Below are 23,486 nucleotides of genomic sequence, written 5' to 3' on the forward strand. Positions count from 1 at the left end.
TTGCTGAGAGCGCGCTTCCCCCATGGGCGGTCAACCCGGACCGAGTTTGGAGCCTCGGCCGAGCAGCTTGTCGACGAGGTGCGCGGGATCGTTAGGGATCGCGTCGCCCCGCCAGGCGACGTGCTGGTCGGTGCGCGCAAGGATGAGTTTGTAGCCCGGAGGCTGGGCCTCGCCGGCGGGGACGTCGACGACCGCAAACGGTACGTCGTTGTCGCGCATCACGTCGGCCAAGCGCGCAACCGCAACGTCCGGATCGTAGCGCAAAAGTGTGTAGCCCGGACCCAACGCATCATAGACGGGCCGTCCGTCCGGCAGCTTCGCGAACGGAAGCCGGCACCCCGGCGTCGACGACGGCTTGAAATCCGCCATGGTAAAACCCGGATGCTCCGCGCCGTCATAGGCGATGATCGGGGAGCGGTCGTAGAAGTACCCAAAGTTGAGGCCGGCACAGCAATATTGCTGCACGTTCAAATCATAGGCCGCTTGCCCGACCTGCTTGCGGACGGCGTCGCCCTCAGGCCCCGGCTGCTCGATTTCATCGGGAACGGTGCGGCGCTGGCTCAGCACCTTGCCCGCCATCTCCATCGCAAAGCGGGATACCTGCTCGGTGATGGGAAGGCGCTCGGCTTCATAGGCGTCGAGGATGGCAATGTCGGCCCAACCCTGCAGATAGGCGGCGAGCAGCCATGCGAGGTTGGTCGCGTCCGCAATCCCCGCATTCATGCCGTAGCCGGCATAGGGCATCCACAGATGGGCGGCGTCGCCGCAGATGAAGGCGCGTCCCTTGCGAAACCGGTCGGCGACAAGGCGGCGGCCGACCCAGTCCTCCTTACTCAGAATCTCATACTCGAAATCGGGGCCGACGCCGAGAATGGCGCGGATCGAGGCGTCGCGATCGACGGATTCGAAGGTCTCATCCTCGCGATTGAGGTGATTGTGAATCAGCCATTTTTCCCGGCCGTCGATCGCGACCACAGTGCCACAGCGCCGCGGATTGAGCGACAGCGTCATCCAGGCGGGCCGGTCCATCAGGCCGAGCAGGGCGGGCGCGCGGATGTAGGTCGACTGCACGCGCTGGATGATCGGCGTTCCCTGCAGATTGGCGTCGATCGCCTTGCGAACCAGCGAACGCGCCCCATCGCAGCCGACGATGAAGTCGGCATGGACCTGGGAGGCGGTCCCGGTGTCGAGGTTGCGGACAGTCGCAACGATGCCGTCCTGGGCTTCGCTGAAATCCTCGAACGCGGTGCGGTTCAGAATCTGTAGCCCGTCAATACTAGTAGCGTGGGCGAACAGCACGGGTTCCATATAGATCTGGTTGATGCGATGCGGCGGCTCGGCGGTCGGCCAATCGGTATCCGGCCCGCCGGTGGCGGTATAGCGATCGCGTCGGCAGGGAATGAGGATACGCGAGAGCTCGATGCCGGTTGCCGTGGTGCGGTAGGAGCAGTCGTTGGGGTAGTCGGCCGGCAGGCCGGCATCGCGCAGCTTCTGCGCCAGGCCGAGCCTTCGGTAGATCTCCATCGATCGTGACGAGACGTGATTGCATTTCACGCTCGGCGGCTCGCCGGCGGCGCGTATTTCTATGACAGCGACGGATATTCCCCGCGATGCGAGGTCCATCGCCAAAGTGAGACCAACCGGACCGCCGCCGACCACGAGAACGCTGGTCTTCACCATGTCACTTGCCGCCTTGTCGCTTGCTGGGTTGAGACGATCATGCATTACTAAGCGCCACAGAGATCATCGGGGGGACCCTCAATGTTTCCGTCGATCCGGGAAGGCATGATCCGCGCCCTTGTTGTTGTTTTGTTGCTATTGTTGTCGGCGATTGAAGCAGCAAACGCATATCCTGATCAACCCATCAAGATCATCGTGACGTTTCCGCCCGGCGGCAGTGCCGATATCGTGATCCGCGCCCTGCAGCCGCTGCTTTCGGAAACGCTGCGTCAGCCCGTTGTCATCGAGAACAGGGCGGGCGCGGGCGGCAATATCGGGATCGGCGCGGTGGCGCAGGCGGCGCCTGATGGCTATACGCTCGGCGTGGCCGCAGCCGGCGTGCTGACCGTCAATCCGCATCTCAACCGGGCGGCGATGGCATTCGATCCGATCAAGGATCTGGCGCCGGTCACCTTGCTGGCGGAAATCCCGTTCGTGCTGGTGTCTTCGCAACAATCGGCTATTGCCTCGGTCGCCGATCTCATTGCCAAGGCCAAGGCTCAAACGGCGGGTCTGTCGATCGGCCATGGCGGCAACGGAACGGCGATGCACCTGACCTCGGCCTTGTTCAACCAGAAGGCCGGTGTCGGAATTCAGTTGATCGCCTATCGCGGCACCGCGCCGGCGACGACGGATGTTCTTGCCGGCCATGTCCCGCTGGCCGTGCTGGATATCCCTGCATCAAAGCAATTGATCCACGATGGCAAGTTGAAGGCGCTCGGAGTCTCTGCCGCGAAACGCGTGGTCTTCCTGCCTGATGTTCCCACGCTGGCGGAGCAGGGCCTCTCCGGATTCGAAGCCGTCGGCTGGTTTGGCATCGTCGCGCCCGCCGGCACGCCGCCCGATATCGTCAAAACGCTGAATGCCGCCTTCGCGAAGGCGTTGAGCGATCCCGCGGCGATCGAGAAAATCCGCGTTCTCGGCGCCGAACCCGCGCCCACCTCGCCCGAGGCTTTTGCAAAATTCATCCAGAGCGAAAGCGTGAAATGGGGCAAGCTGATCGCCGAGGCCGGGATCAAGGCTGAATAGGACACCGGCCACAGCCTGCGGCCGGTTGATCAAATCAAATTGCGCCGCAGCCGACGCCGTTTGATCTCAATCAATGCGACGGCCTCCTTGCTTGGCGACGATATCGGGCAAGAGGATCGAACGTGGCACAGGCTCAGCTCCGCGCCCGCTTCTCCACATTAGCAATCCGTGCCGGCACCCCAAACTCCTTGCGGCAGACCTCGGCGAGCACGGCGACGCCTTCGCGGATCTGTTCATGCGAGGGACTTGCGAAGCACAACCGCAGCCGGCTGCCGGCATAGGCCTTGTCGGTCGACCATTCCGGTCCGGGGTTGATGGCGACGCCCGCAGGAAGCGCGGCCTGATAGAGTTTCAGCGTGTCGACATTGTCGGGCAGTTTCACCCACAGGAAGATGCCGCCCTCAGGCTCCTCGAACTCGGCCGACGTGCCGAACTGCTCGTTCAGCGCTTCCATCAGCGTGTCGAGCTTGGCCCGCAGGCCGCGCGTCAGCCTCGGCACGTGGGTCGAAAAATGCGGCACGCAATACTCGGCCAGCACCATCTGCTCCAGCGCGCCGCTTCCGGCGTCGGTCTTCAGCGCCAGCATCCGCGACATCATCTCCCAGGGTGCCACGATGAAGCCGACCCGCAGCGCCGGCGCGATCGACTTCGAGAACGAGCCGATATGGATGACGCCGCCGTGCTTGCTCATGGCATAGATCGCGGGCGGCCGCTGGCCGCTCCAGATCAGATCGGCGTAGCAATCGTCCTCGAAAATCGGCACGCCATATTGCTGCGACAGCTTCAGCATCTCGGCGCGCCGCGTCTCCGGAAGGATGCTGCCGGTCGGATTCTGCACGGTCGGGATGGTGTAGATATATTTCGGCGTGATGCCGCGGCTTTTGTGGTCGGCAAGGGCTGCCGCCAGCGCATCCATCCGCATGCCCTGGTCGTCGAGGGGGATGCCGATCGCCTTGATACCGAGCCGCGTCAGCCGGGTCAGCGCGCCTTGATAGGTTTCCTGCTCGACCAGCACGGTGTCGCCGCGCGCGAGCAGCGACTGGTTGACCAGGTCGAGCGCCTGCAGCGAACCGGAGACGATCATGATATCATCGGCAATGCAGGCGATGCCGGCGTCGCGCTTGAGTTTCGCGCTGAGGAATTCGCGCAAGGGGCGATAGCCCTGCGGGCCGCTGGCGAGGCCGTATGTTGCGAGCGTCTTGCCCTCGCGCCGGAGCACGGTATTGACGGCGTCGACCAAGTCATCGACCGGAACCTGCTCGGGATCATTATTGCCGCCGACAAAACTGTATCTGGCAAGCCCGGTCCACCGCGCTGCCGGCGCCGGCAATCCGGCGGGCAGCAAGGGCGCGAAATCGAAAGAAGCGGTAGACATAAATGTTTCACTCCATCTTGTTTCTTGTTGAGAGGGCCGACCGGGCGGCTCTCTGTCTCGTCGTCGTTCAGCCTGGTTCTTGCCGACGATCCTGATCGGCATGGCTGATGAAGACATAATGTCCGGCGCCGACGCCGACCATCAGCTTCTCGATCGTGAGCTCGGCGATCTCGCCCGTGGCCGCCCAGTCGATCACGAAATTGGCTCCCGTTCCGCCGCGCACCTCATTTGCAGCGACGAAGGCCTGGACAGTCACGAAGGGTTTTAGCGCAACCGGGGACTTGAGGTAGCTCTCCGCGATCTTGCCTGATGTGTCGAAATAGGCGATCCGCTCGGGGATCAGGGGGCGGGAGTTTGCGAAATTCTGTTCGATTCCGCCCGCGGTCCGGGCGCTGGCGGTGGGGGCGTACGGGATCGACAACGCGGCCAGAATCGCGAGAAAAGCCCCCATTCTATGGCTGTGACACATTGCTTGTTTGACCCTTGCGCCGGGGCCTCTAGGTTGCAGAAGGGGGAAGTCCGGAACCATGCACGAGCTTATTCGCGATATCACCTTATGCATCCTGTTTGCCTGGGGGCTCGGCCTGTTGGCGCATTTTTCGCGGCAGCCGCTGATTTTGGCCTACCTTATCGCCGGGTTCGTCATTGGTCCATTCGGCATGAAGTGGGTCGAGTCCCAGGAGTCGATTACCGTGATCTCCGAACTCGGCCTGATCTTCATGCTGTTCATGATCGGGCTGGAAATCGACCTGAAGAAGATCGTGCGCGCCGGCAAGGTGATTCTGTTTGCCGCGGGCGGGCAATTGGTCGGCGGCGTCCTGCTCGGAATATTGTTCTTTATCGGGATCGGCCTGTCGATGGGCAGCGGGCATTTCGACGCGCTCTATCTCTGCATCGCCTGCGCGCTGTCGAGCACGGTCATCATCGTCAAGGTGCTGTACGAGAAGCGCGAGCTCGACACGCTGCCCGGGCGGATTACGCTCGGCGTGCTGGTGCTGCAGGACATCTTCGCGATCTTGTTCCTGGCGGTGCAGCCGAGCCTCGACAATCTGCAAGTGAGCGTGATCCTGCTGTCGATTGCCCGGGTCGGCGTGCTGGTGGCGACCGCGCTGGTGCTCAGCCGCTATGTGCTGCCGTGGCTGTTCCACCAGATCGCGCGCCGGCCTGAGCTGATCCTGCTCGGTGCCCTGGCCTGGTGCTTCCTGATCGGCGAGATCGCGGAGAGGCTACACCTGTCGCGCGAGATGGGGTCGCTGGTAGCTGGCGTATCGCTGTCGACATTCCCCTATGCGCTCGACGTCACCGCCAAGGTGACAACGCTGCGCGATTTCTTCATCACGCTGTTCTTCGTCTCGCTCGGCATGACCATCCCGATCCCCGGTGCGTCGGTGATCGGGCTGGCGCTCGCGATCGCGGCCTTCACCGTCGTCAGCCGCATGGTGACGACGTTCACGCCGCTTTATCTGATGAAGCAGGGCCTGCGCGCGAGCCTGTTGCCGGCGATCAACCTGGCGCAGATCTCGGAGTTTTCGCTGGTCGTGATCCAGACCGGCGTGACGGCGCGTCACATTGGGCCTGAGACGTCGAGCGCGGCGTCGTTCGCCTTCGTGGTGCTGGCGGTCCTGAGTACCTTCGTCATGGGCCGCAGCGATCAGGTCACGCGAAACCTGATCGGTCCCCTGAAGCGGATCGGGCTCCGCGATCTCGATCACAAGCATGAGGCCGACGGAGGGCACGAGGGCGGGCACGGGGAGGCGCGCCGGATCGTCATTCTCGGGTTCTTCCGCGCCGCCAGCGCGCTGGTTGCCGAGATCGAGCGCCTCAATCCGGCGGTGCTGGAGCAGATCACCGTGATCGACTTCAATCCGCTGGTGTTCCGCACGTTGACGGACCGCGGCATGCACGTGGTCTATGGCGACATCAGCAACGTCGATACGCTGGTGCATGCCGGCGTCGGCAAGGCGGAGCTGATCATCCTCAGCATCCCGGATTCGCTGTTGAAGGGTGCCGACAACGAAAAGCTGGTCCGGCATGTCCGCTCGCTCAATCCGACCGCCAAGATCGTCGCCACCGCGGAGATCCTGGCCAACGTCAACGACCTCTACAAGGCCGGCGCCGACTATGTGACGGTGACCCGGCTCAGCGACGCTCACGAGCTCTACAAGGTGATCGAAGCCGCCCAGGCCGGGCTGCTGGAGGACAAGCGCGCCGAGACCGACGCGCTGCTCAGCGAGCGCCGCGAGGTGCTGCCGTAAAAAAGGGGGTCGCGTAGCCCGGATGGAGCGCAGCGAAATCCGGGATTCTCGCAAACGGGTTGACCTACCCGGATTGCGCTTCGCTCCATCCGGGCTACGGGCCGGCATCCTGGTATGCCTGCGGACGCCGCTCCGCCCTGCGTATTGGCGCTGGCGCCGCGCATAGAGTCCGGCTAATGCACTGGCTGAACCGAGCTAGATTTGGCGAGATTTTAAGAAATGGGCGATAGCATCCAGGAAGTTCTGCAAGCCTTTGCCAAAGGCGAACTCGTCGTCGTCACGGACGATGACGATCGCGAGGGCGAGGGCGATCTGATCGTTGCGGCTTCGCTCTGCACCGCGGAGAAGATGGCATTCATTATCCGCCACACCTCCGGCATCGTCTGCGCGCCGGTCACCACCGACGACGCCAGGCGGCTGCGGCTCGATCCGATGGTGGCGCATAACGAGTCCAATCACACCACCGCCTTTACCGTCTCGATCGACTATAAACCCGATGGCGGCACCGGCATTTCGGCGGAGGAGCGCGCCTCCTGCTGCCGCGCGCTGGCCAATCCCAACGCCGGCGCCAATGATTTTGCCCGGCCCGGTCATATCTTTCCGCTGATCGCCCGCGACGGCGGCGTGCTCTTGCGCTCCGGCCATACCGAAGCGGCGGTCGATCTCTGCAAGCTTTCCGGCCTGCCGCCGGTCGGCGTCATCTCTGAGTTGATGAACGACGACGGCACTGTGATGAAGGGCGAGCAGGTGACGAAATTCGCCGCCACCCACAAGCTCAAGCACGTCACAATCGCTGACATGATTGCTTATCGTCAGGCGCGCGAAAAGTTGATCGAGCGGGTCGCGACGTTTACCACCGACAGCCCGATCGGTCCGCTGCAGGGCTATGCGTATCGCTCGCCATTCGACGAGATCGCGCATGCTGCCTTCGTCTATAACGGCGTCGGCGACGGCAAGAACGTGCTGACGCGCTTGCACAAGCCCAACATCGTCAAGGACCTCTTCACCGGCCAGGCGCGGATGCAGATCGTGCTGGACCATTTCAAGAAGGCCGGCCGCGGCGTGCTGGTTTACTTGCGCGACGGAGCGGCCGGAGTTCCCGTCGAGCCGGTCGGCGAACAGAAAACGGCAGAGGCCGATAGGCACCGGCAATGGCGTGAAGTCGGCGTTGGTGCCCAGATCCTGCGCGATCTCGGCATCACCTCGATCGTCAATCTCACCTCGTCGGTGCACGACTACAAGGGGCTATCCGGTTTCGGCATCGAGATCGTCGCCAACGAAAAGTTGGAAATATAGCGTGCTGTCATTCCGGAATGGTGCGCTAGCACCATATCCGGAATCTCGAGATTCTCAGGGGCGCAGGGGGCGCCCCATAGTTCGCGCTATCGCGCGCCCCGGAATGACGTGGTGAACCATTTGCGCTTCTGCCGATAGCGCATTAATTTATCGACAATTTCCATGAGGACAGTGATGCGAAAGGGATTTTCATGAGCGTGCGCCCTCAAGCCAAGGACAAGCCGGCGGCGGCTTCCTTCCAGTGGGACGATCCGTTCCTGCTCGACGACCAGCTCACCGAAGACGAGCGCATGATCCGCGACACCGCGCGTGCCTATGCGCAGGACAAGCTGTTGCCGCGCGTCATCAACGCCTATCTGGAAGAGAAGACCGACCGCGAGATCTTCAACGAGATGGGCGAGCTCGGCCTGATCGGTGTCACGCTGCCGGAAGAATATGGCTGCGCGAACGCGAGCTACGTCGCCTATGGCCTGGTGGCTCGCGAGATCGAGCGGGTCGATTCCGGCTATCGCTCGATGAACTCGGTGCAGTCGTCGCTGGTGATGTACCCGATCTACGCCTATGGTGACGAGAACCAGCGCAAGAAATACCTGCCGAAGCTTGCCACCGGCGAGTGGGTCGGCTGCTTCGGCCTGACCGAGCCGGATGCCGGCTCCGATCCCGGCGGCATGAAGACCCGTGCCGAGAAGGTGTCGGACGGCTATCGTATCAGCGGCAGCAAGATGTGGATTTCCAACGCCCCGATCGCCGACGTCTTCGTGGTCTGGGCCAAGTCGGCCGCGCATGACAACCAGATCCGCGGCTTCATTCTCGAAAAGGGCATGAAGGGCCTGTCGGCGCCGAAGGTCGGCGGCAAGCTGTCCTTGCGCGCCTCGATCACCGGTGAGATCGTGATGGACGGCGTGGTGGTGCCGGAGAGCGCGTTGCTGCCCAACGTATCAGGCCTGAAGGGACCGTTCGGCTGCCTCAACCGCGCCCGCTACGGCATCTCCTGGGGCGCGATGGGTGCGGCGGAAGACTGCATGCATCGCGCGCGGCAATACACGCTCGACCGCAAGCAGTTTGGCCGGCCGTTAGCGGCAACGCAGCTCGTGCAGAAGAAGCTCGCCGACATGGAGACCGAGATTGCGCTCGGCCTGCAGGCCTCATTGCGCGTCGGCCGCCTGATGGACGAAGGCAAGATGGCGCCGGAGATGATTTCGATCGTCAAGCGCAACAATTGCGGCAAGGCGCTCGACATCGCCCGCGTCTCGCGTGACATGCACGGCGGCAACGGCATCCAGATCGAGTATCATGTGATGCGCCATACCGCGAACCTGGAAACCGTGAACACCTATGAAGGCACCCACGACGTCCACGCCCTGATCCTGGGCCGGGCAATCACGGGGATTCAGGCGTTTTCGTAAAGGCGTTGCGCGTGCCCACGGCGTTTGCTGTCATCGCCCCGCCTTGTGCGCAATTGCGCACTGGGGCGGGCGATCCAGTATTCCAGAGGCCTCTCGGTCGATCACGAACGCCGGTGTTTACTGGATACCCCGCCTTCGCGGGGGTATGACGATTGTGGTGTGTCGCGAAACGAGCAGGAAGAACAATGGCCGACAACGACGACATCCCGTTCAACCGCGATTTCCCGCTTTTGCCCGGCGTCGTCGATGAGCCGCGGCCCGGCGTGCGGCGGGTCCTCTGCGACAATCCGAGCCCGTTCACCTTCACCGGCACAGTCAGCTACATCGTAGGCAAAAGCAAGGTCGCGATCATCGATCCCGGTCCCGATGATGAAGCGCATGCCAAGGCGTTGCTCGACGCCGTGCGCGGCGAGACAGTGACGCATATTCTCGTCACCCACACCCACCGCGACCATTCGCCGAACACCGCACGGATCAAGGCGGCCACCGGCGCGCCCGTCTATGCCGAGGGGCCGCACCGCGCCTCGCGGCCGCGCTTCGAGAGCGAAAAGCACAATCCGGAATCCGGCGCCGATCGCGATTTCCGGCCCGACATCGAGGTCAAGAATGCCGACGTCATTGAAGGGCAGGGCTGGGCGCTGGAGGCGGTCGCAACCCCCGGCCACACAGCCAATCACCTGGCGTTCGCGTGGCCCGAGCGAAAGATCAATTTCGTCGGCGACCACGTGATGGGCTGGTCGACGTCGATCGTCGCGCCCCCGGACGGATCGATGAGCGACTACATGGCCTCGCTGGCGCGGCTGGAAGCGCGCGAGGAGGATCTGTATTTCTCAGGGCACGGGCCGGAAATTCCGGAAGGGCCGCGTTACGTCCGTTTCCTGACCCGGCACCGCCAGGCCCGCGAGGCCTCGATCCTGCATCGGCTTGCCAAGGGCGAGACCGACATCCCGACCATGGTCCGCGCGATCTATATCGGCATCGACCCGCGGCTGACCAATGCCGCCGGCTATTCCGTGCTGGCGCATCTGGAAGACCTGGTCGCCCGCGGGATCGTGGCGACCGATGGCGATCCGGTGATCGGCGGGACTTATCGGATGGCTTGATCTCTCGTAGTCATTCCGGGGCGACACGAAGTGTCGAACTATGGTGCGCAATTGCGCACCTGAGAATCTCGAGATTCCCCGGTGCGCAATTGCGCACCTGAGGTTCGCGCTAAGACGCGCCCCGGAATGACGCGCTTTCGCGTGTCACTTTTTCACATTCTTCGCCTGCGCCTTGGCCGGCGTCTGCGACTTCTTCGGCGCCGCGGGTTTGGCGTTGTCGACGGCGGCGTTGATGTCCTCGATCAGCTTTGAGACGCGGGCGGCGTTGCTGCCGAGGTCGCTTTCGAAATAGCGCGAGGAGGAGCGGATATCGACGCGCGAGTCTTCGCCATCGGGCGTGATACGGATCGAGATGTCCTCGCGGAATCCCATGATCGGCGTTCGCGCCACCGCCTCGATGCGGCCGATGCGGCGCGGCGGCTGCGGCGGCCGTTCGTCAATCACAAGCCATTTGCGCTTGGTGACCAGCCCCAGCGTCACTTCATAGGCCCGTTGCGGGGGGACTTCGAGTTCCACGGTCTCGATGTCGGGATAGGCGATCCGCTGCTGCTCGGCCGAATAGAGCCCGGCATAGACCGCGGAGTTGGCGCCTTCGCCGCTGCGCAGCCGCGCCAGCGCCTCGAAGCGCGGCGGATCGATCGGATCGGTAGTGATGTCGTGGATCGGCGGCAGCTTGCTGTATTGCAGGGCGAGGTAGGTCGGGTAGGCAAGCAGGAGCGCGTTGATCAGGAACGCCAGCAGGATCCGGCCCATGCCGCGCGACCCGTTCTGCCAGATCGCGGCAAAGGCGGCGAGGCCGACCAGAATGGAAAGCACGGCCAAACCGAGCGCGCCGAAGAATGTCGCCAGTGCCGGCTTCACCTCCAGAAAGCCGAAGCGGACAATGAGAATGGAAACGATCACCGCGACCACGGCGAAAATGGCGAGGTTGCGTGACCAGGTGGCGAGGCTGGACACGGGCTCCGACTGGTAGGGAGCGGAAAACCTTCGGGCCATCGTGAATCTGCCGGGTTTCTGAAATCTGTCTGGCCGGCGGGCCGGCTGCAAACTCGCAAGCTTGAGACCACGGCGTGGCGCGAATTTCAAGTTTGCAGGCAATACTACTCGGGCAATGCGCTGCGTGCAGCAACCTGACGGGTTAACCATCCACGTAAATTGATTATTAGTTGTAGATTGAAGTTGGTCCAACTTTCGTCTACCTCTCGCCGCCAGGTTGTCGTATTTGCCGCAAAACGGGACTGTCCTGCACGGGACACCGGCGAGCGCCAGCCAAAGGGGAAACGGCGGGCGTCAGCCGGAAGCGCTGCAGGATGATCTCAACTCACGGTCTTTGTTGCCGGGTGGAGCCGCAAAAAAATTGCGGTTGCGCCCCCGGAGTTCTAGGATCGCAAAGGGCGCAATCGGCATACGTCCGCGGGGCTGGCGGAAGGCCCCATGGGGGCGAGTGTTCAGTATGAGTGATGCAAAGCACGAAGGATATGTCGGCCCTAACGATCCGGCATATTATGCGCCGCGTGAGCTGAGGGAACGAACGAGCAGCGATCAACCGGGCACGATGCTTATGCAGAATGACGATGGCTGGCGTCCGCGAATGCCGACGGAAGGACCGCCCTTGCAGCCCTTCAGCAAGCCCGCACGCCGCCCGGATTCCGAAATGTTCACCAAGGCCGTGGCCCAAGCCATGCAGGAGGCGAGGGACAACGCGCCGGTCGAAGCGCCGTCCGTGCTCCGTGACCTGTCGGGACGGCGCGCGCTGTTTCAGCAGGTCATCCGTTTCTCGATCGCGGTGGCGATTGCGGCGAGCATCGCGATGCTTCTCGTCATGGCCATCCCATCGTCGCAGCGCCCCGCAAACCAGGACAACCCGTCGCTTTCGGCCGCCTGGCAGTCGGTGAAATCGTCGGTGCTTCCGGCACCGCAGCCGCAGCCAGCGAGGCGTACGGCGACCCTGGCCGTACAGGACGGCAGCGGGTTCACCAACGATCCGGTGCCGCTCGGAATTCACGTCGGCGCTCCGCCGCCCGACGCATTCGTATCCGTCAATGGACTGACTGCCGGCGCACGGCTGACGTCCGGCAAGCGTGTCGGTCCAAGCGAGTGGCGCGTGCCGGCGACGGAAATTTCCGGTGTTTCGGTCATTCCGCCGGATGGCTTCACCGGCCAGATGCTGGTGACGGCGGAGCTGCGTGACGGCAATGGCGTCGCGCTCACCGGCACCTCCACGCGGCTGACCTGGACGCCCCTGCCAACCGTCGCTGCGCGGCCGGTTGTCGCGCCGACCCCGGTTGCTGCAGCGCCGGTTTCTGCAGCGCCGGTCGCCGCACCGCCGCCGGTTGCCATGGCCGCAGCCGCGCCGCCGATGCCGGCCGTCCGGCAGCAGGCGGAGGTCGTGCGCAGCCTCGATCCGAAGGAGATCGCTACTCTGATCAAACGCGGGCAGGACCTGCTCGCTGCCGGCGACGTGCAGTCGGCGCGGCTGTTGCTGATGCGTGGAGCGGAAGCGCGGGATGCGCGCGCCGCGCTGCTCCTCGGCACCACCTACGATCCGGCGCGGCTCAGGCAGATGGGCGCCGAGGGCCCGCTGGCGGACGTTGCGCAGGCCCGCCTCTGGTATCAGCGGGCAAAGGAATGGGGCGAACCCGACGCGCAGCGACAACTCGACGCGCTGGCGCTCTCGCGCTGATTTGGACGCGGCGCAGTTCATGGCCGCGCAGGCCCGGGACACCAGTCGGTTCTGCCGGACAAGGGCGGGAAGGCTTGCGTTGACAGTCAACGGGCTTCAAGCCGACTTCGCTGGTGGCAGGGAAGTGCAATCGGAGCTACTGAGGACCGTAAGCGCAGCGAAACCCGATATAAACGGCGAAGAAGTCGGCCGGTTTCCACTGTACGGCTGGCGATTGTGTCTTGTCCGCACCGTACCACCACGACCCGCCAGCCGTGAGGGCTTCGTCGCCGCGGCGATCCGCAAGCCACTCCCAGACATTGCCACCCATATCATAGAGGCCGTTGATGCCTCGCTTCGTGGTGCCGGTGGCTGCGTGGCGCGGCCAGCGATCGTTCCCGGATGTGTTCATGCCATCAGGCGTGTCGCCAGCAGGATAGGGATAGGTGCGTCCCCTTACAAAATCATCGGTAGGATTGGCGCGCGTTTCGGTGTAGGCGGCGTGCTCCCATTCTTCCAGCGTAGGCAAGCGTCCGCCAATGGCGGAGCAGTAGTGACGAGCTTCGCTCCACGACACATGCACAGCCGGCTCATCCTCGCTGCCCGGCTGTCCGAACGGCGTCGACCACGTCCAGCCGACGCGACGGATCCAGCCGCCCTCGAATTCATGCCCACCACCCGCCTGTTCGGCCGCGGTCTTCAGAGCCCGCTCGGCAGCGAACTTCCGAAACTGGCCGATCGTGACTTCGGTCCAGTCGATGGCAAACTTGCCAGATTCTCGCGTCCGCCAGATTCGGCGAATGCAATGCTGGCTATCGCCATCAACCCGCATGGAAATGCGATCCAATGCCATTTCATGTGCGAGTTACTCCTTGTCTCGCCGCATCACGGTGAGGAATGGCAGGAACACCAAACCCAGCGCGCCTGCCGCTCATCGTTTAACTCATGCGCTGCCGCAATGCCGCCTGCGAACGACGAATGACGCCCTGATACATGCCCTGCTTGTCAGGATACCATTGCATCGACGCGAGATTGGTGAAGCCGGCAATGGTTTCCATGTGCCGCGCCATCCGCTGCCGCATGGCTTGATCAGGCTGAGGTCCGCGCAGCGCGCCGACATTCTCGGCTGCGTGATCCGGGTTCGATGTCGCGGCAAGAACGGTCGTCACCGCCGGATGGCCCATTGCCCATTTGATGAAGACCTGCGACCAGTTCTCCGCACCGATGTCGCGAGCGAAATCGGGCAGCGGCCGGCCTTCGACGATCTTGTGCAAGCGGCCTTTTTCCAGCGGCATGTTTGTCAACACGCCAATGCCCTTATCCATCGCCGCGCGAAGGATGCGCTCTTCGGCATGGCGATTGAAAATCGAATAGTTGACCTGGATGAAATCAACCAGGTCCTTGTCGATTAAGCCTGCAAGAATGTGATGGTAGTCGTTCTCGTGGACGGAGGCGCCGACATAGCGAATCCTGCCCTCTTTCTTCCATGCGCGCAGCAGCGGCACGATCGCGTCGACATTGACCAGGCTATGGCAGTGGAACAGGTCTATCTTGTCGCGCCACAGCCGCAGCCTCGACTGCTCCATGCTGGCCAACGCGTGACTTTCGTCGGCCAGGTAGTCGCCGGTCGACCAGATCTTGTTGCTGATGAACATCTGATCCGTCACGCCCATTGCGCTGAGAAATCAGCCGACGCTGACCTCGCTTGTACCGTAGAGAGGCGACGTATCGACCACCCGGACGCCCGCATCGACATATCTCTTGGTGACCTCGCGCAATGCGTCGCGATTGCGGCCCGGCAGCAGGTCGAAGGTCAGAAACGTGCCCAGCCCGAGCGCCGGAAGGCTTTCATTGGTGCGGCCGATCGTTCGGTTCAGTATTGATCCCGCTGCAGGCGTCCGTGCACCGCCTGCAGGCGCCTGCGCATTGGCGGTTGAAACGCGAAGTGCCGTTTCATGCACGGCTGTCGCGGCGATAGCGCCCATTGCTGTGGCGGCGCCCAGAAAACGGCGGCGATCGGTCGTAAGCGGGGAATCTTGACGTGTCTTATCCATGGCACATCTCCGATGATGCGCCCTGCTGCAATCGGCAGGGTCGCCTGCCGATAGAAATGATCTTTAACTCGATTTGTCGCGCGGGTTCCTGATCCGATCTGATTGATCCTGACGCGACGACCAGTTCCATTTCCACCTGGTAACGAATTGAGGTTTCAGAAATTATATCTGTTCGGGAATGTCTGTACCCAGGAAGTCGCCATGCAACGTGATGCTGTTGAAGATGCGTCTGAAGGCGCGTCGACAATCGATCGGTTAAGTTCCCGGCCGGATGGCTGGCGGCGCACCCAATGGACGAGCAGTGCATTCGAAACCGCGCACCGGCCGATGACATCCGTCGTCGAGGGCCGCATCCTGTCGCCAAATCACCTCATTATGGCGACCCTGTCCGGCGGCGCCGAGCGGCATGAAATTTCGGCTGATGGCGGGCATCGCTATGACGGCCCCGATTTACCGTCTACTGTCTCATTTCTCCCGGCTGGCTGCGAGCGACGGCTTCGGCTGCACAATGTGGAATGGCGGTGGGCAGCCATCGCACTCGATCCGGCAAAGCTTTCGGCGACAGCGCGCGCGTCGATCGAGGCACTGGGCCCGCTGTCAGGGTCGGAAGACAGCTTCGTCTGGAACATGCTGGCGGAGTTCGAGCGGCTTGACGCGCTGGAAGGCGGCCTCGACACGATCTATTGCGACACGATGAGCCTCGCCCTCATTCTGTACCTTGCACGCCGATACGGCGGTGCGCGAATGAAGGATACATCGATTAGACTGCCTGCGTGGCGGTTGCGGCGCGTCACCGAATTCATCGACGCGCATTTGAGCGCGACAATTCGGATTGCCGATCTCGCTGATCTTGCCCAGCTGTCGGAAGGCCATTTCCATCGCGCATTCAGGGCAACGACGGGACAGACGCCGCTGGAGTTCGTTCATGCGCGGCGCGTCGCGATGGCAAAGCAGCTGCTTGCAAGCAGCAAGCTCTCGGTCGCGCAGATGGCGATGCGCGTCGGCTTTCTCAGTCCCGCGCATTTTGCACGCGTCTTCCGCTCGGTCACCGGCCAGAGCCCATCCCAATATCGACGCTCGTTCCATCTCTGACAAGAATTTCTCGACGGACAACCAGCGGGCCAGTGGTGCGATCAGCGTCACACCCTGAGGCTGTCCCTCCGGCACGGAGGGACAGATTTGCGTCAGGCCGCCGCGTTCGGGAAGCGGTAGCTTTTGAACTGCTCGCGAAGCGCGGTCTTTAGGATCTTGCCGGTTGCGGTGTGCGGGATGCCGTCGACGAAGACGACGTCGTCGGGCATCCACCATTTTGCGATTTTGCCGTCCATGAATTTCAGGATGTCCTCGCGGCTTGCCTGCTGGCCGGCCTTGAGTTGCACGATCAGCAGCGGACGTTCGTCCCATTTGGGATGGTAGACGCCGATGACAGCGGCTTCCGCGACCGCGGGATGGCCGACCGCGAGGTTTTCGAGGTCTATCGATGAGATCCATTCGCCGCCGGACTTGATGACGTCCTTGGAGCGGTCGGTGATCCGCATGTAACCGTGCTGATCGATGGTGGCGACGTCACCTGTATCGAAATAGCCTTCCTCGTCGAGGATGTCGGTATCGACCTTGAAGTAGGCCTTGGCGACCGCAGGGCCGGCGACCTTGAGGCGGCCAAAAGTCTTGCCGTCCCACGGCAGTTCCTTGCCGGAATCGTCGGTGATCTTCATCTCGACACCGAACGGCGGGTAGCCCTGGGTCTGCAGGATGTCGAGCCGCTCCTCGCCGGAGAGTTGGGCAAACGGCGGCTTCAAGGCTGCCACGGTGCCGATCGGGCTCATCTCGGTCATGCCCCAGGCGTGGCGCACGCGAATACCCATGTCGACGAACGCCTTGATCATCGAGCGCGGCATCGCCGAGCCGCCGCACACCACGCTCTTGAGGTGAGGCAGCTTCAGATTGTTGGCCGACATATGGTTCAGCAGCATCAGCCACACCGTCGGCACGCCGGCGGTGTGCGTGACCTTCTCGGTCTCGAGAAGCTCGAAGACCGAAGCGCCGTCGAGCTTGGGACCGGGCATGACGAGCTTGGTGCCCATCGAAGGCGCGGAGAACGCGATGCCCCAGCTATTGGCATGGAACAATGGCACCACCGGCAGCATGGTTTCGGCGGCGCTGGTGCCGAGAGCGTCGACGTTGTTGGCCATCAGCGCATGCAGCACGTTGGAACGGTGCGAATACAACACGCCTTTGGGGTCGCCCGTGGTGCCTGAGGTGTAGCACATCGCGGCCGCGGTATTCTCGTCAAAGTCCTTCCACGTGAACTTGCCGTCCGCTTCCGCGATCCAATCCTCATAGGCGACCGCATTCTTCAGCGTGGTCTGCGGCATATGTGCCTTGTCGGTCAGAACGATGTAGCGCTCGACGCTCGGCAGGTTGGGCGCGATCTTTTCCAGGATCGGCACGAAGGTGGTATCGGTGATCACCACGCGGTCCTGCGCGTGGTTGATGATCCAGGCGATCTGGTCGGGGAACAGCCGCGGATTGACGGTGTGGCAAATCGCGCCGATTCCCATGATGCCATACCAGCATTCGAGATGGCGCCAGGTGTTCCAGGCGATGGTGGCGATACGGTCGCCGAGCTTGATGCCGTCGCCGTCGAGCCGTTGCGATACTTTCAGCGCGCGCGCATGAATTTCGGCGTAATTGGTGCGATGAATGGGACCTTCGACCGACCGCGTGACGACTTCTTGCGTGCCGTGATACTTCGCCGCGTGTTCGATAATCCGATGGCAAAGCAAAGGCCAATCTTGCATCAATCCGAGCATACGCACTTTCCTCCGATGGTTTGTTTATTGCCGCACGATCCGCGAACGTTGCCGGCGGATCGGCGTTAAGTTCATGGAATTGAAATGAACTTTACCGCGCAGAAAGCAAGCCGAAAATGGGCTAATGGCGCCTTTGGCCGTATTGCAGCGGCAATGGTTACCGTCGCCGCAGCGGCGCTGTTGATTGGCATGCCAGTCGAGCCGGCCTGGGCGGCGAAAGCGTCACGCGCCGCGCCGTGGGATGACCTGTTCAGGGAATTTCAACCGCGTGCGCGAGCAAAGGCGCGCCGCGCGGCCGTGCCGCTGCCGAAGCCGCGTCCTGCCGAGGCGCCGTCTGCCGAGCCTGAACGGCCGCCCGAGAAGGAGCAGGCGTCGCCTGAGAAAGACAAGGCCAAGGAGCAGGCCGCGCCCGCACCGCAGCCCACGCCGCAACCCTCGGCCTGCCGGCTGGCGTTGACGGACGAAGTGGCCATCGCTCCCAGTATCCCCGACATTCGCGGCAACGGCGGCTGCGGGGGCGAGGACTTGGTGCGGCTGGAAGCGATCGTGCTCCCGGACAAGCGGCGCGTGTCGGTGAAGCCCGCTGCGATCCTGCGTTGTCCCATGGCGTCCGCGCTCGCCGACTGGATCCGCAAAGACATCGCGCCACTGGCGGAGCGGCTCGGCAGCGCCGTCTCCGATCTCGATAATTTCGCCTCGTTCGAGTGCCGCGGCCGTAACCGCATCGTCGGCGCGAGACTCTCCGAGCACGGCCGCGCCAACGCAATCGACGTTCGCGCCTTCAGGCTCGCCAACGGCCGCCTGATCTCGCTGACCGACCGCATGGTGCCGCGGGAATTGCGCGAGACCGTGCTGCATTCCGCCTGCGCGCGGTTCTCGACGGTGCTGGGTCCGGGCTCGGACTGGTACCACGAGGATCATATCCATCTCGACCTGATGGAACGGCGCGGCAATTACCGGATCTGTCAGTGGGATGTATGGGATCCGCTGCCGCAGAAGGCGCCGCTATTGCCGGCAGAACGGCCCGAGGAAGCGCCGCCGCGCGAGGTCGCCACTAAGCCGGACGAAGCCAAGCGGGATGCTGCCAAGCCCGATGCCGAGCCTGAAGCCGAAAAATCCAACGCCGAGAAATCGGATGAGGCCGAGCCGCCGCGCGAGGAGAAGAAGCCCGCAACGAAAAAGCGCCGGCAAAACCGGCGCTCTTGATCTTCGAATACGGTCTGACCGCTTCAGGTTATTGCGCCATCGGACCGCTGTTGCCGCCGCCCTGCAGCGCCATCTTGGAATTGAACGGCGAGTCACCCTGCTTGGGCTCGAGCACGACGACCATCGTGCCCGTCTTCACCCGGCTGTAGAGGTCGATGACGTCCTCGTTGGTCATGCGGATGCAGCCCGAAGAGATCGAGGCGCCGATATATTCCGGCTGGTTGGTACCGTGGATGCGGAACAGCGTGTCGCGGTTGCCCTGGTAAAGATAGAGCGCGCGGGCGCCGAGCGGATTGTCGACGCCGCCGGGCACCGAGGCCGGCAGGCCTTCAATGCGCTTGTGAATGTCGGCGGTCGGCGTCCATTTCGGCCATTCCGCCATGTTGCCGACGCGCGCGATGCCGGAGAAAGCCAACGCTTCCTCGCCGACGGTCACGCCGTAGCGGATCGCCTTGCCGCCGTCCTGGACCAGATAGAGGTAGTGGTTGTCGGAATCGACGACGATGGTTCCGGGCAGTTCCTTGCGGTGATAGTCGACGATGGCGCGGCGGAACGGCTCTGGGGGCTTGACCGCGGCGTAGCGCGCCTTCGCGAGCTGGGCCTTGTCGTTCGGCTTTAGGGTGGCTTCAGGGGCGGCCTGATAGGTGGTTGCCGGCATACAGCCGGACAACGCAAGGCCAGCGGCGAGCAACCCCAACATTACTTTGAGCGACATGACTACTTCCAATCGAAAGTCTGGCGTTCGCAAGCCGCAATCTTGCGCCTCAAACGCGACGATTCCATTAATCTCATTATCCGCAAAAGCCGGCTGATATGCCAGCATTTGCACGTCCATCGTGCGCTGCGGAAGGCTAGCTGTGGCTTTTATGCCGCAAATTTTGCGACTTCCGGTTGATTTCTGGGCAGGGATGGCGCGGGGCCAAATCGCGGCCGCGCGGCCGCCACCCCGCTGCCGTAAATATCGACTGCCGGTTAATGCGCGGGTCATGAAGCGCTTGCCAGAATCGGGTTTAGTGCCGCTGGGTAGGATTTCCACCCGTTCCGGAGTTGCTCATGTTTTCGGTGTTTGTTCCCTCCGAATCCTCCCTGAAGAAGCTCCCCGCCGCGGATCCGGCGGCGCTGCCGGAAAATGCGGTCTGGATCGATCTGTTGAACCCGACGGGCCAGGAGGACCGGGCGGTGGAACGGCTGGCCGGGATCGCGGTGCCGACCCGGGAAGACATGCAGGAAATCGAGATTTCCAGCCGGCTCTATATCGAGAATGGCGCCCGCTACATGACCGCTACCCTGATGTGCCAATCCGACACCGACATGCCGAAGACCACGGCCGTCACCTTCATTCTCGCCGGTCACCGACTTGTGACGGTACGCTACGACGAGCCGAAGCCGTTTGCTCTGGTCGAGCACAAGCTGGCGCGCTCCTGCATGCCGGGGATATCGGGCGAGATGGTGATGATGGAACTGCTCGACGCAGTGATCGACCGCTGCGCCGACATTCTGGAGCGCGCCGGCGCCGAGGTCGATCAGGTCTCGCATGACATCTTCGAGCCCGAAAGCGCACGGCATGGCCAGGCCAAGCGATACTCGCAGATCCTGATCGCGATCGGGCGCAAGGGGGATCTGGTTTCCAAGATCCGCGAGAGCCTGGTCTCGATCGGCCGCGTCGTCACCTTCCTATCGGCGGTGGTGGAGGGCGTCAAATGGTCCAAGGACATGCGCGAGCAGCTCAAGACCATGCAGCGCGACGTCGTTTCTCTGACCGACCACGCCTCCTATCTCTCCAACAAGATCACTTTCACGCTCGATGCCATGCTCGGCGTCGTCAATCTCGAACAGAACAACATCATCAAGCTGTTCTCGGTGATGGCGGTGGTGCTGATGCCGCCGACCTTGATCGCGTCGGTCTACGGCATGAACTTCAAGATGATGCCGGAACTCGAATGGGCGCACGGCTATCCGATGGCGCTCATCATGATGCTCATGGCAGCAGTGCTGCCGTACCTGTTCTTCAGATGGAAGAAGTGGCTGTAGATCGGCGGTTCCCTTGCGGATCCCGAAGTGCGAAAGATCGACTCAACTCCACCGCTAAAATTTGAGCGGTGGACTGAACGAATGGTCGAAACTTGTCTGCGATAACGTGTCTCTCAGGCCGCGAGGATCCCATGGTTGAGAAACTCATAATGTCGCCACGCAACGTTATCGATCTGGCCCGCTATCAGCAGGGCCGCAGCGTTGGCAAGGCGCAGGCGTTCTCGACGCGGCTTTGCCGGCACTGCGGTGCTGTGCTGGCGGACGGCGAGAACGAGGACGAGTGTTCGAGCACGCTAAACGTCGCTGCGGCAGCGGTGCGAACTGCGACGCGGAAGCTTTGCGCGGAGTGAATATCGTATCCGCAAACGTCAACCTCAGCCTAAGGAGCGCGCCCTTGCGCGCGTCTCGAAGGATGGGCCACGGGCCTCGTGGTTCGAGACGGCGCTAGCGCGCCTCCTCACCATGAGGGTTGAAGGGTTGCGATCATTCCAAGCACTAAACGTGCTGGCCGCCGTTGATGTGGATCTCGGCGCCGTTCACATACGAACTGGTTTCCGTACACAGCACATAGATGATTTTGGCGACCTCGTCCGGCGTGCCGAGGCGATGCATCGGAATCTGCTGCTCGACGATCTTCTCGGTGCCCGGCGACAGGATCGAGGTGTCGATCTCGCCGGGCGCGATCGCGTTGACGCGGACGCCGACGCGGCCGAAGTCGAACGCCATCTCGCGCGTCAGCGCCGCGAGTGCGGCCTTCGAGGTCGCATAGGCCGCGCCCGCGAACGGGTGCACGCGCGAGCCCGCGATCGAGGTGACGTTCACCACCGCGCCCCTGGCGTGTTTCAACTCCTCAAGCAGTCCACGCGCGATCATGATCGGCGCGAAGAAGTTGACGTGAAAGACGTGGTTCCAGGTTTCGACATCAGTATCCATGGTGCCAAGCCGCCCGCCGCCCGGCGCCTTCGGCGAGATCGCCGCGTTGTTGACCAGCGCGTGCAGCTCGTCGTTCTCCAGCCGCCTGCGAATCTCGGAAATCGCGCGCACCGTGTCGTCATGGCTGCCGAGGTCGACCTCGATGTGATCCTCCGGGCCTGCGCCCCACGGGCAGACTTCCGGGAAGGCATGCCGCGAACAGGTGATGACGCGCCAGCCGGCCGAGGAGAACCGGATCGCGGTGGCGTGGCCGATGCCGCGGCTGGCACCGGTCAGGAGCAACGTGCGCCGCGGCGCGTTTGATGAGGAAGGCATACAGGTCTCTCGGTTTACGTGGTGCCCAGTCTTGTCCCGGACATCCACGTCTTGTCGCATAGAAGAAAGTCGTGGGCAGCCGGTTCAGCCCGGCCACGACGATCCAATCAGGGATAGAGCCGCACCTTGCTCCAGGCTTTTGTCGGCGCATCGCGGCGGAATTCGATGCGGTCGTGCAGGCGGAACGGGCGATCGTGCCAGAATTCGAAACACTGGGGCGCAATGCGCCAGCCGCTCCAGCCGGGCGGGCGCGGCACTTCGCCGATCATGTATCGGGCCGCGACCTTGGCGATCGCCTGCTCGAAGGCGAAGCGGCTCTCCAACGGCTGCGACTGCTTGCTGGCCCAGGCGCCGATCTGCGCCTGCTTCGGACGCGTCGCGAAATAAGCATCGGCTTCCTGGTCCGTAACCGGCGTCACGCTGCCGCGGATGCGCACCTGACGGCGCAGCGACTTCCAGTGAAATAGTAAAGCCGCCTTAGGATTTGCGGCGAGTTCGCGGCCCTTCTGGCTGGCGATGTGGCTGTAGAACACGAAACCATCGGCATCATAGCCCTTCATCAGCACCATCCGGACATCGGGTAGGCCGTCGGAATCGACGGTCGCCAGCGCCATCGCGTTGGGATCGTTCGGCTCGGACTTCACGGCTTCCGCAAACCACTCGGCGAACAGCGCAAACGGTTCCTCGGCCGCGGTAAAATCACCCGATGTTAACGGTGTCGGGTGTTTGATGGAGGTCGTGTCCGTCATGTCAGGAGTCCCAGTTGCGTACCCTCGCGTCCCAGAACGCGTTGCAGCCCCGATACGGGCACGCCCTATATAGGGCATGGGGACGCGTTGGCCTATCGGCGATCGGGCCGACGGGCGCTGTGATGACGTTGATTTTGATCGGTCTCGGCTCGGGCGGCTGCAGCCTGTTGCGTCCGGATGCCTACGCCAAGATGAACCCTGCCGACGTCACGGGTTCAGTGGGCAGGCAACCGGCCGCCCCGCCGGTGCCGACCGAGAGCGATCTCGCCTTTGCCCGCATCGCCGCCTCCGACGTGCTGACCAAGGGCGACAAGGATTCCAGCCAGCCTTGGGAAAATCCCGAGACCGGCGCGCGCGGCTCGGTGACACCGCTGTCCCAGGCCTATTCCTCGGAAGACGGGCGCACCTGCCGGGATTTCCTGGCGAGTTACGTCAACGGCCGCTCAGAAAGATGGCTGCAGGGCGCCGCCTGCAAGGCCGGCCATGGTAGATGGGAGATCCATACGATCAAGCCGTGGACGAGGGGATAGCCGTTCGACT

22 protein-coding genes are annotated in these 23,486 nt (G+C 63.0%); 11 read left to right on the forward strand and 11 right to left on the reverse strand.

What is annotated here, in order from left to right; translation table 11 throughout:
- Positions 1–30 precede the first annotated feature (30 nt).
- The gene (locus RX328_RS16050) at positions 31–1,725 is read right to left on the reverse strand and encodes an FAD-dependent oxidoreductase (RefSeq protein WP_213251487.1); all 1,695 of its coding nucleotides are present in this window, start codon (positions 1,723–1,725) and stop codon (positions 31–33) included.
- Positions 1,726–1,761: 36 nt separating this feature from the next.
- Here RX328_RS16050 and RX328_RS16055 point away from each other — a divergent pair, with 36 nt between their 5' ends.
- A complete protein-coding gene (locus RX328_RS16055) occupies positions 1,762–2,748 on the forward strand; it encodes a Bug family tripartite tricarboxylate transporter substrate binding protein (RefSeq protein ID WP_213251486.1) in 987 nt (328 codons plus the stop codon).
- 133 nt (positions 2,749–2,881) lie between these two features.
- On the opposite strand, the gene RX328_RS16060 is transcribed toward RX328_RS16055, so the two are convergent.
- Both RX328_RS16060 and RX328_RS16065 read right to left on the reverse strand, forming a co-directional pair.
- Complete coding sequence (locus RX328_RS16060; protein WP_213251485.1) at positions 2,882–4,123, reverse strand: PLP-dependent aminotransferase family protein; 1,242 nt, start codon at positions 4,121–4,123, stop codon at positions 2,882–2,884.
- A gap of 67 nt (positions 4,124–4,190) precedes the next feature.
- Positions 4,191–4,652 (reverse strand): DUF3124 domain-containing protein, encoded by a 462-nt coding sequence (locus RX328_RS16065; protein ID WP_312017999.1) that lies wholly within the window; start codon positions 4,650–4,652, stop codon positions 4,191–4,193.
- On the opposite strand from RX328_RS16065, the gene RX328_RS16070 reads away from it, so the two are divergent.
- From RX328_RS16070 to RX328_RS16085, 4 genes are all read left to right on the forward strand, one after another.
- Entirely contained in the window at positions 4,651–6,378 is a 1,728-nt protein-coding gene (locus RX328_RS16070; protein WP_213251483.1) for a cation:proton antiporter, read from the forward strand. The two genes, RX328_RS16065 and RX328_RS16070, sit on opposite strands and share 2 nt — an antisense overlap.
- A gap of 219 nt (positions 6,379–6,597) precedes the next feature.
- Entirely contained in the window at positions 6,598–7,674 is a 1,077-nt protein-coding gene (gene ribB / locus RX328_RS16075; protein WP_213251482.1) for a 3,4-dihydroxy-2-butanone-4-phosphate synthase, read from the forward strand.
- 191 nt (positions 7,675–7,865) lie between these two features.
- Positions 7,866–9,080, forward strand: a complete 1,215-nt coding sequence (locus tag RX328_RS16080; RefSeq protein ID WP_213251481.1) for an acyl-CoA dehydrogenase — start codon at positions 7,866–7,868, stop codon at positions 9,078–9,080.
- A gap of 185 nt (positions 9,081–9,265) precedes the next feature.
- Positions 9,266–10,183, forward strand: coding sequence for an MBL fold metallo-hydrolase (locus RX328_RS16085; RefSeq protein WP_213251480.1), 918 nt, complete (start codon positions 9,266–9,268; stop codon positions 10,181–10,183).
- Between the two features lie 144 nt (positions 10,184–10,327).
- Here the strand turns inward: RX328_RS16085 and RX328_RS16090 are convergent, their stop codons facing one another.
- Complete coding sequence (locus RX328_RS16090) at positions 10,328–11,179, reverse strand: DUF1499 domain-containing protein (RefSeq protein ID WP_213251479.1); 852 nt, start codon at positions 11,177–11,179, stop codon at positions 10,328–10,330.
- 658 nt (positions 11,180–11,837) lie between these two features.
- Between RX328_RS16090 and RX328_RS16095 the strand changes: the two genes are divergently transcribed.
- Positions 11,838–12,866, forward strand: coding sequence for a hypothetical protein (locus RX328_RS16095; RefSeq protein WP_249726365.1), 1,029 nt, complete (start codon positions 11,838–11,840; stop codon positions 12,864–12,866).
- A gap of 136 nt (positions 12,867–13,002) precedes the next feature.
- Here the strand turns inward: RX328_RS16095 and RX328_RS16100 are convergent, their stop codons facing one another.
- The 3 genes from RX328_RS16100 to RX328_RS16110 form a co-directional block, all read right to left on the reverse strand.
- Positions 13,003–13,692, reverse strand: a complete 690-nt coding sequence (locus RX328_RS16100; protein ID WP_249726364.1) for a formylglycine-generating enzyme family protein — start codon at positions 13,690–13,692, stop codon at positions 13,003–13,005.
- A 91-nt stretch (positions 13,693–13,783) separates the two neighbouring features.
- On the reverse strand, positions 13,784–14,518 hold the full coding sequence (locus RX328_RS16105; protein ID WP_312017998.1) for an aldo/keto reductase: 735 nt from the start codon (positions 14,516–14,518) through the stop codon (positions 13,784–13,786).
- A gap of 12 nt (positions 14,519–14,530) precedes the next feature.
- Positions 14,531–14,899: a twin-arginine translocation signal domain-containing protein gene (locus RX328_RS16110; protein ID WP_249726363.1), complete on the reverse strand. Its 369-nt coding sequence runs from the start codon at positions 14,897–14,899 to the stop codon at positions 14,531–14,533.
- Between the two features lie 201 nt (positions 14,900–15,100).
- On the opposite strand from RX328_RS16110, the gene RX328_RS16115 reads away from it, so the two are divergent.
- Positions 15,101–15,991, forward strand: coding sequence for a helix-turn-helix domain-containing protein (locus RX328_RS16115; protein WP_213251477.1), 891 nt, complete (start codon positions 15,101–15,103; stop codon positions 15,989–15,991).
- A 92-nt stretch (positions 15,992–16,083) separates the two neighbouring features.
- Here RX328_RS16115 and RX328_RS16120 read toward each other — a convergent pair whose 3' ends face one another.
- Positions 16,084–17,712 (reverse strand): fatty-acid--CoA ligase, encoded by a 1,629-nt coding sequence (locus RX328_RS16120; protein WP_213251476.1) that lies wholly within the window; start codon positions 17,710–17,712, stop codon positions 16,084–16,086.
- An 84-nt stretch (positions 17,713–17,796) separates the two neighbouring features.
- On the opposite strand from RX328_RS16120, the gene RX328_RS16125 reads away from it, so the two are divergent.
- Positions 17,797–18,918, forward strand: coding sequence for an extensin family protein (locus RX328_RS16125; protein WP_213251475.1), 1,122 nt, complete (start codon positions 17,797–17,799; stop codon positions 18,916–18,918).
- A gap of 28 nt (positions 18,919–18,946) precedes the next feature.
- On the opposite strand, the gene RX328_RS16130 is transcribed toward RX328_RS16125, so the two are convergent.
- Complete coding sequence (locus RX328_RS16130; protein WP_213251474.1) at positions 18,947–19,633, reverse strand: L,D-transpeptidase; 687 nt, start codon at positions 19,631–19,633, stop codon at positions 18,947–18,949.
- Between the two features lie 338 nt (positions 19,634–19,971).
- Here RX328_RS16130 and RX328_RS16135 point away from each other — a divergent pair, with 338 nt between their 5' ends.
- Together RX328_RS16135 and RX328_RS16140 are read left to right on the forward strand one after the other, a co-directional pair.
- Positions 19,972–20,949 (forward strand): magnesium transporter CorA family protein, encoded by a 978-nt coding sequence (locus RX328_RS16135; RefSeq protein ID WP_213251473.1) that lies wholly within the window; start codon positions 19,972–19,974, stop codon positions 20,947–20,949.
- A gap of 131 nt (positions 20,950–21,080) precedes the next feature.
- A complete protein-coding gene (locus RX328_RS16140; RefSeq protein ID WP_213251472.1) occupies positions 21,081–21,299 on the forward strand; it encodes a hypothetical protein in 219 nt (72 codons plus the stop codon).
- Positions 21,300–21,444: 145 nt separating this feature from the next.
- Here the strand turns inward: RX328_RS16140 and RX328_RS16145 are convergent, their stop codons facing one another.
- Positions 21,445–22,197 carry an SDR family NAD(P)-dependent oxidoreductase gene (locus tag RX328_RS16145; protein ID WP_213251471.1) on the reverse strand — a complete coding sequence of 251 codons (753 nt, stop codon included), beginning with the start codon at positions 22,195–22,197 and terminating at the stop codon, positions 21,445–21,447.
- Between the two features lie 107 nt (positions 22,198–22,304).
- Complete coding sequence (gene pdxH, locus RX328_RS16150; RefSeq protein WP_213251470.1) at positions 22,305–22,946, reverse strand: pyridoxamine 5'-phosphate oxidase; 642 nt, start codon at positions 22,944–22,946, stop codon at positions 22,305–22,307.
- Between the two features lie 122 nt (positions 22,947–23,068).
- Here pdxH and RX328_RS16155 point away from each other — a divergent pair, with 122 nt between their 5' ends.
- Positions 23,069–23,476: an RT0821/Lpp0805 family surface protein gene (locus tag RX328_RS16155; protein ID WP_213251469.1), complete on the forward strand. Its 408-nt coding sequence runs from the start codon at positions 23,069–23,071 to the stop codon at positions 23,474–23,476.
- Positions 23,477–23,486 lie beyond the last annotated feature (10 nt).

Origin of the sequence: Bradyrhizobium sp. sBnM-33, from assembly GCF_032917945.1 — a bacterium.
In the GTDB taxonomy this organism is placed as follows: Bacteria; Pseudomonadota; Alphaproteobacteria; order Rhizobiales; family Xanthobacteraceae; genus Bradyrhizobium.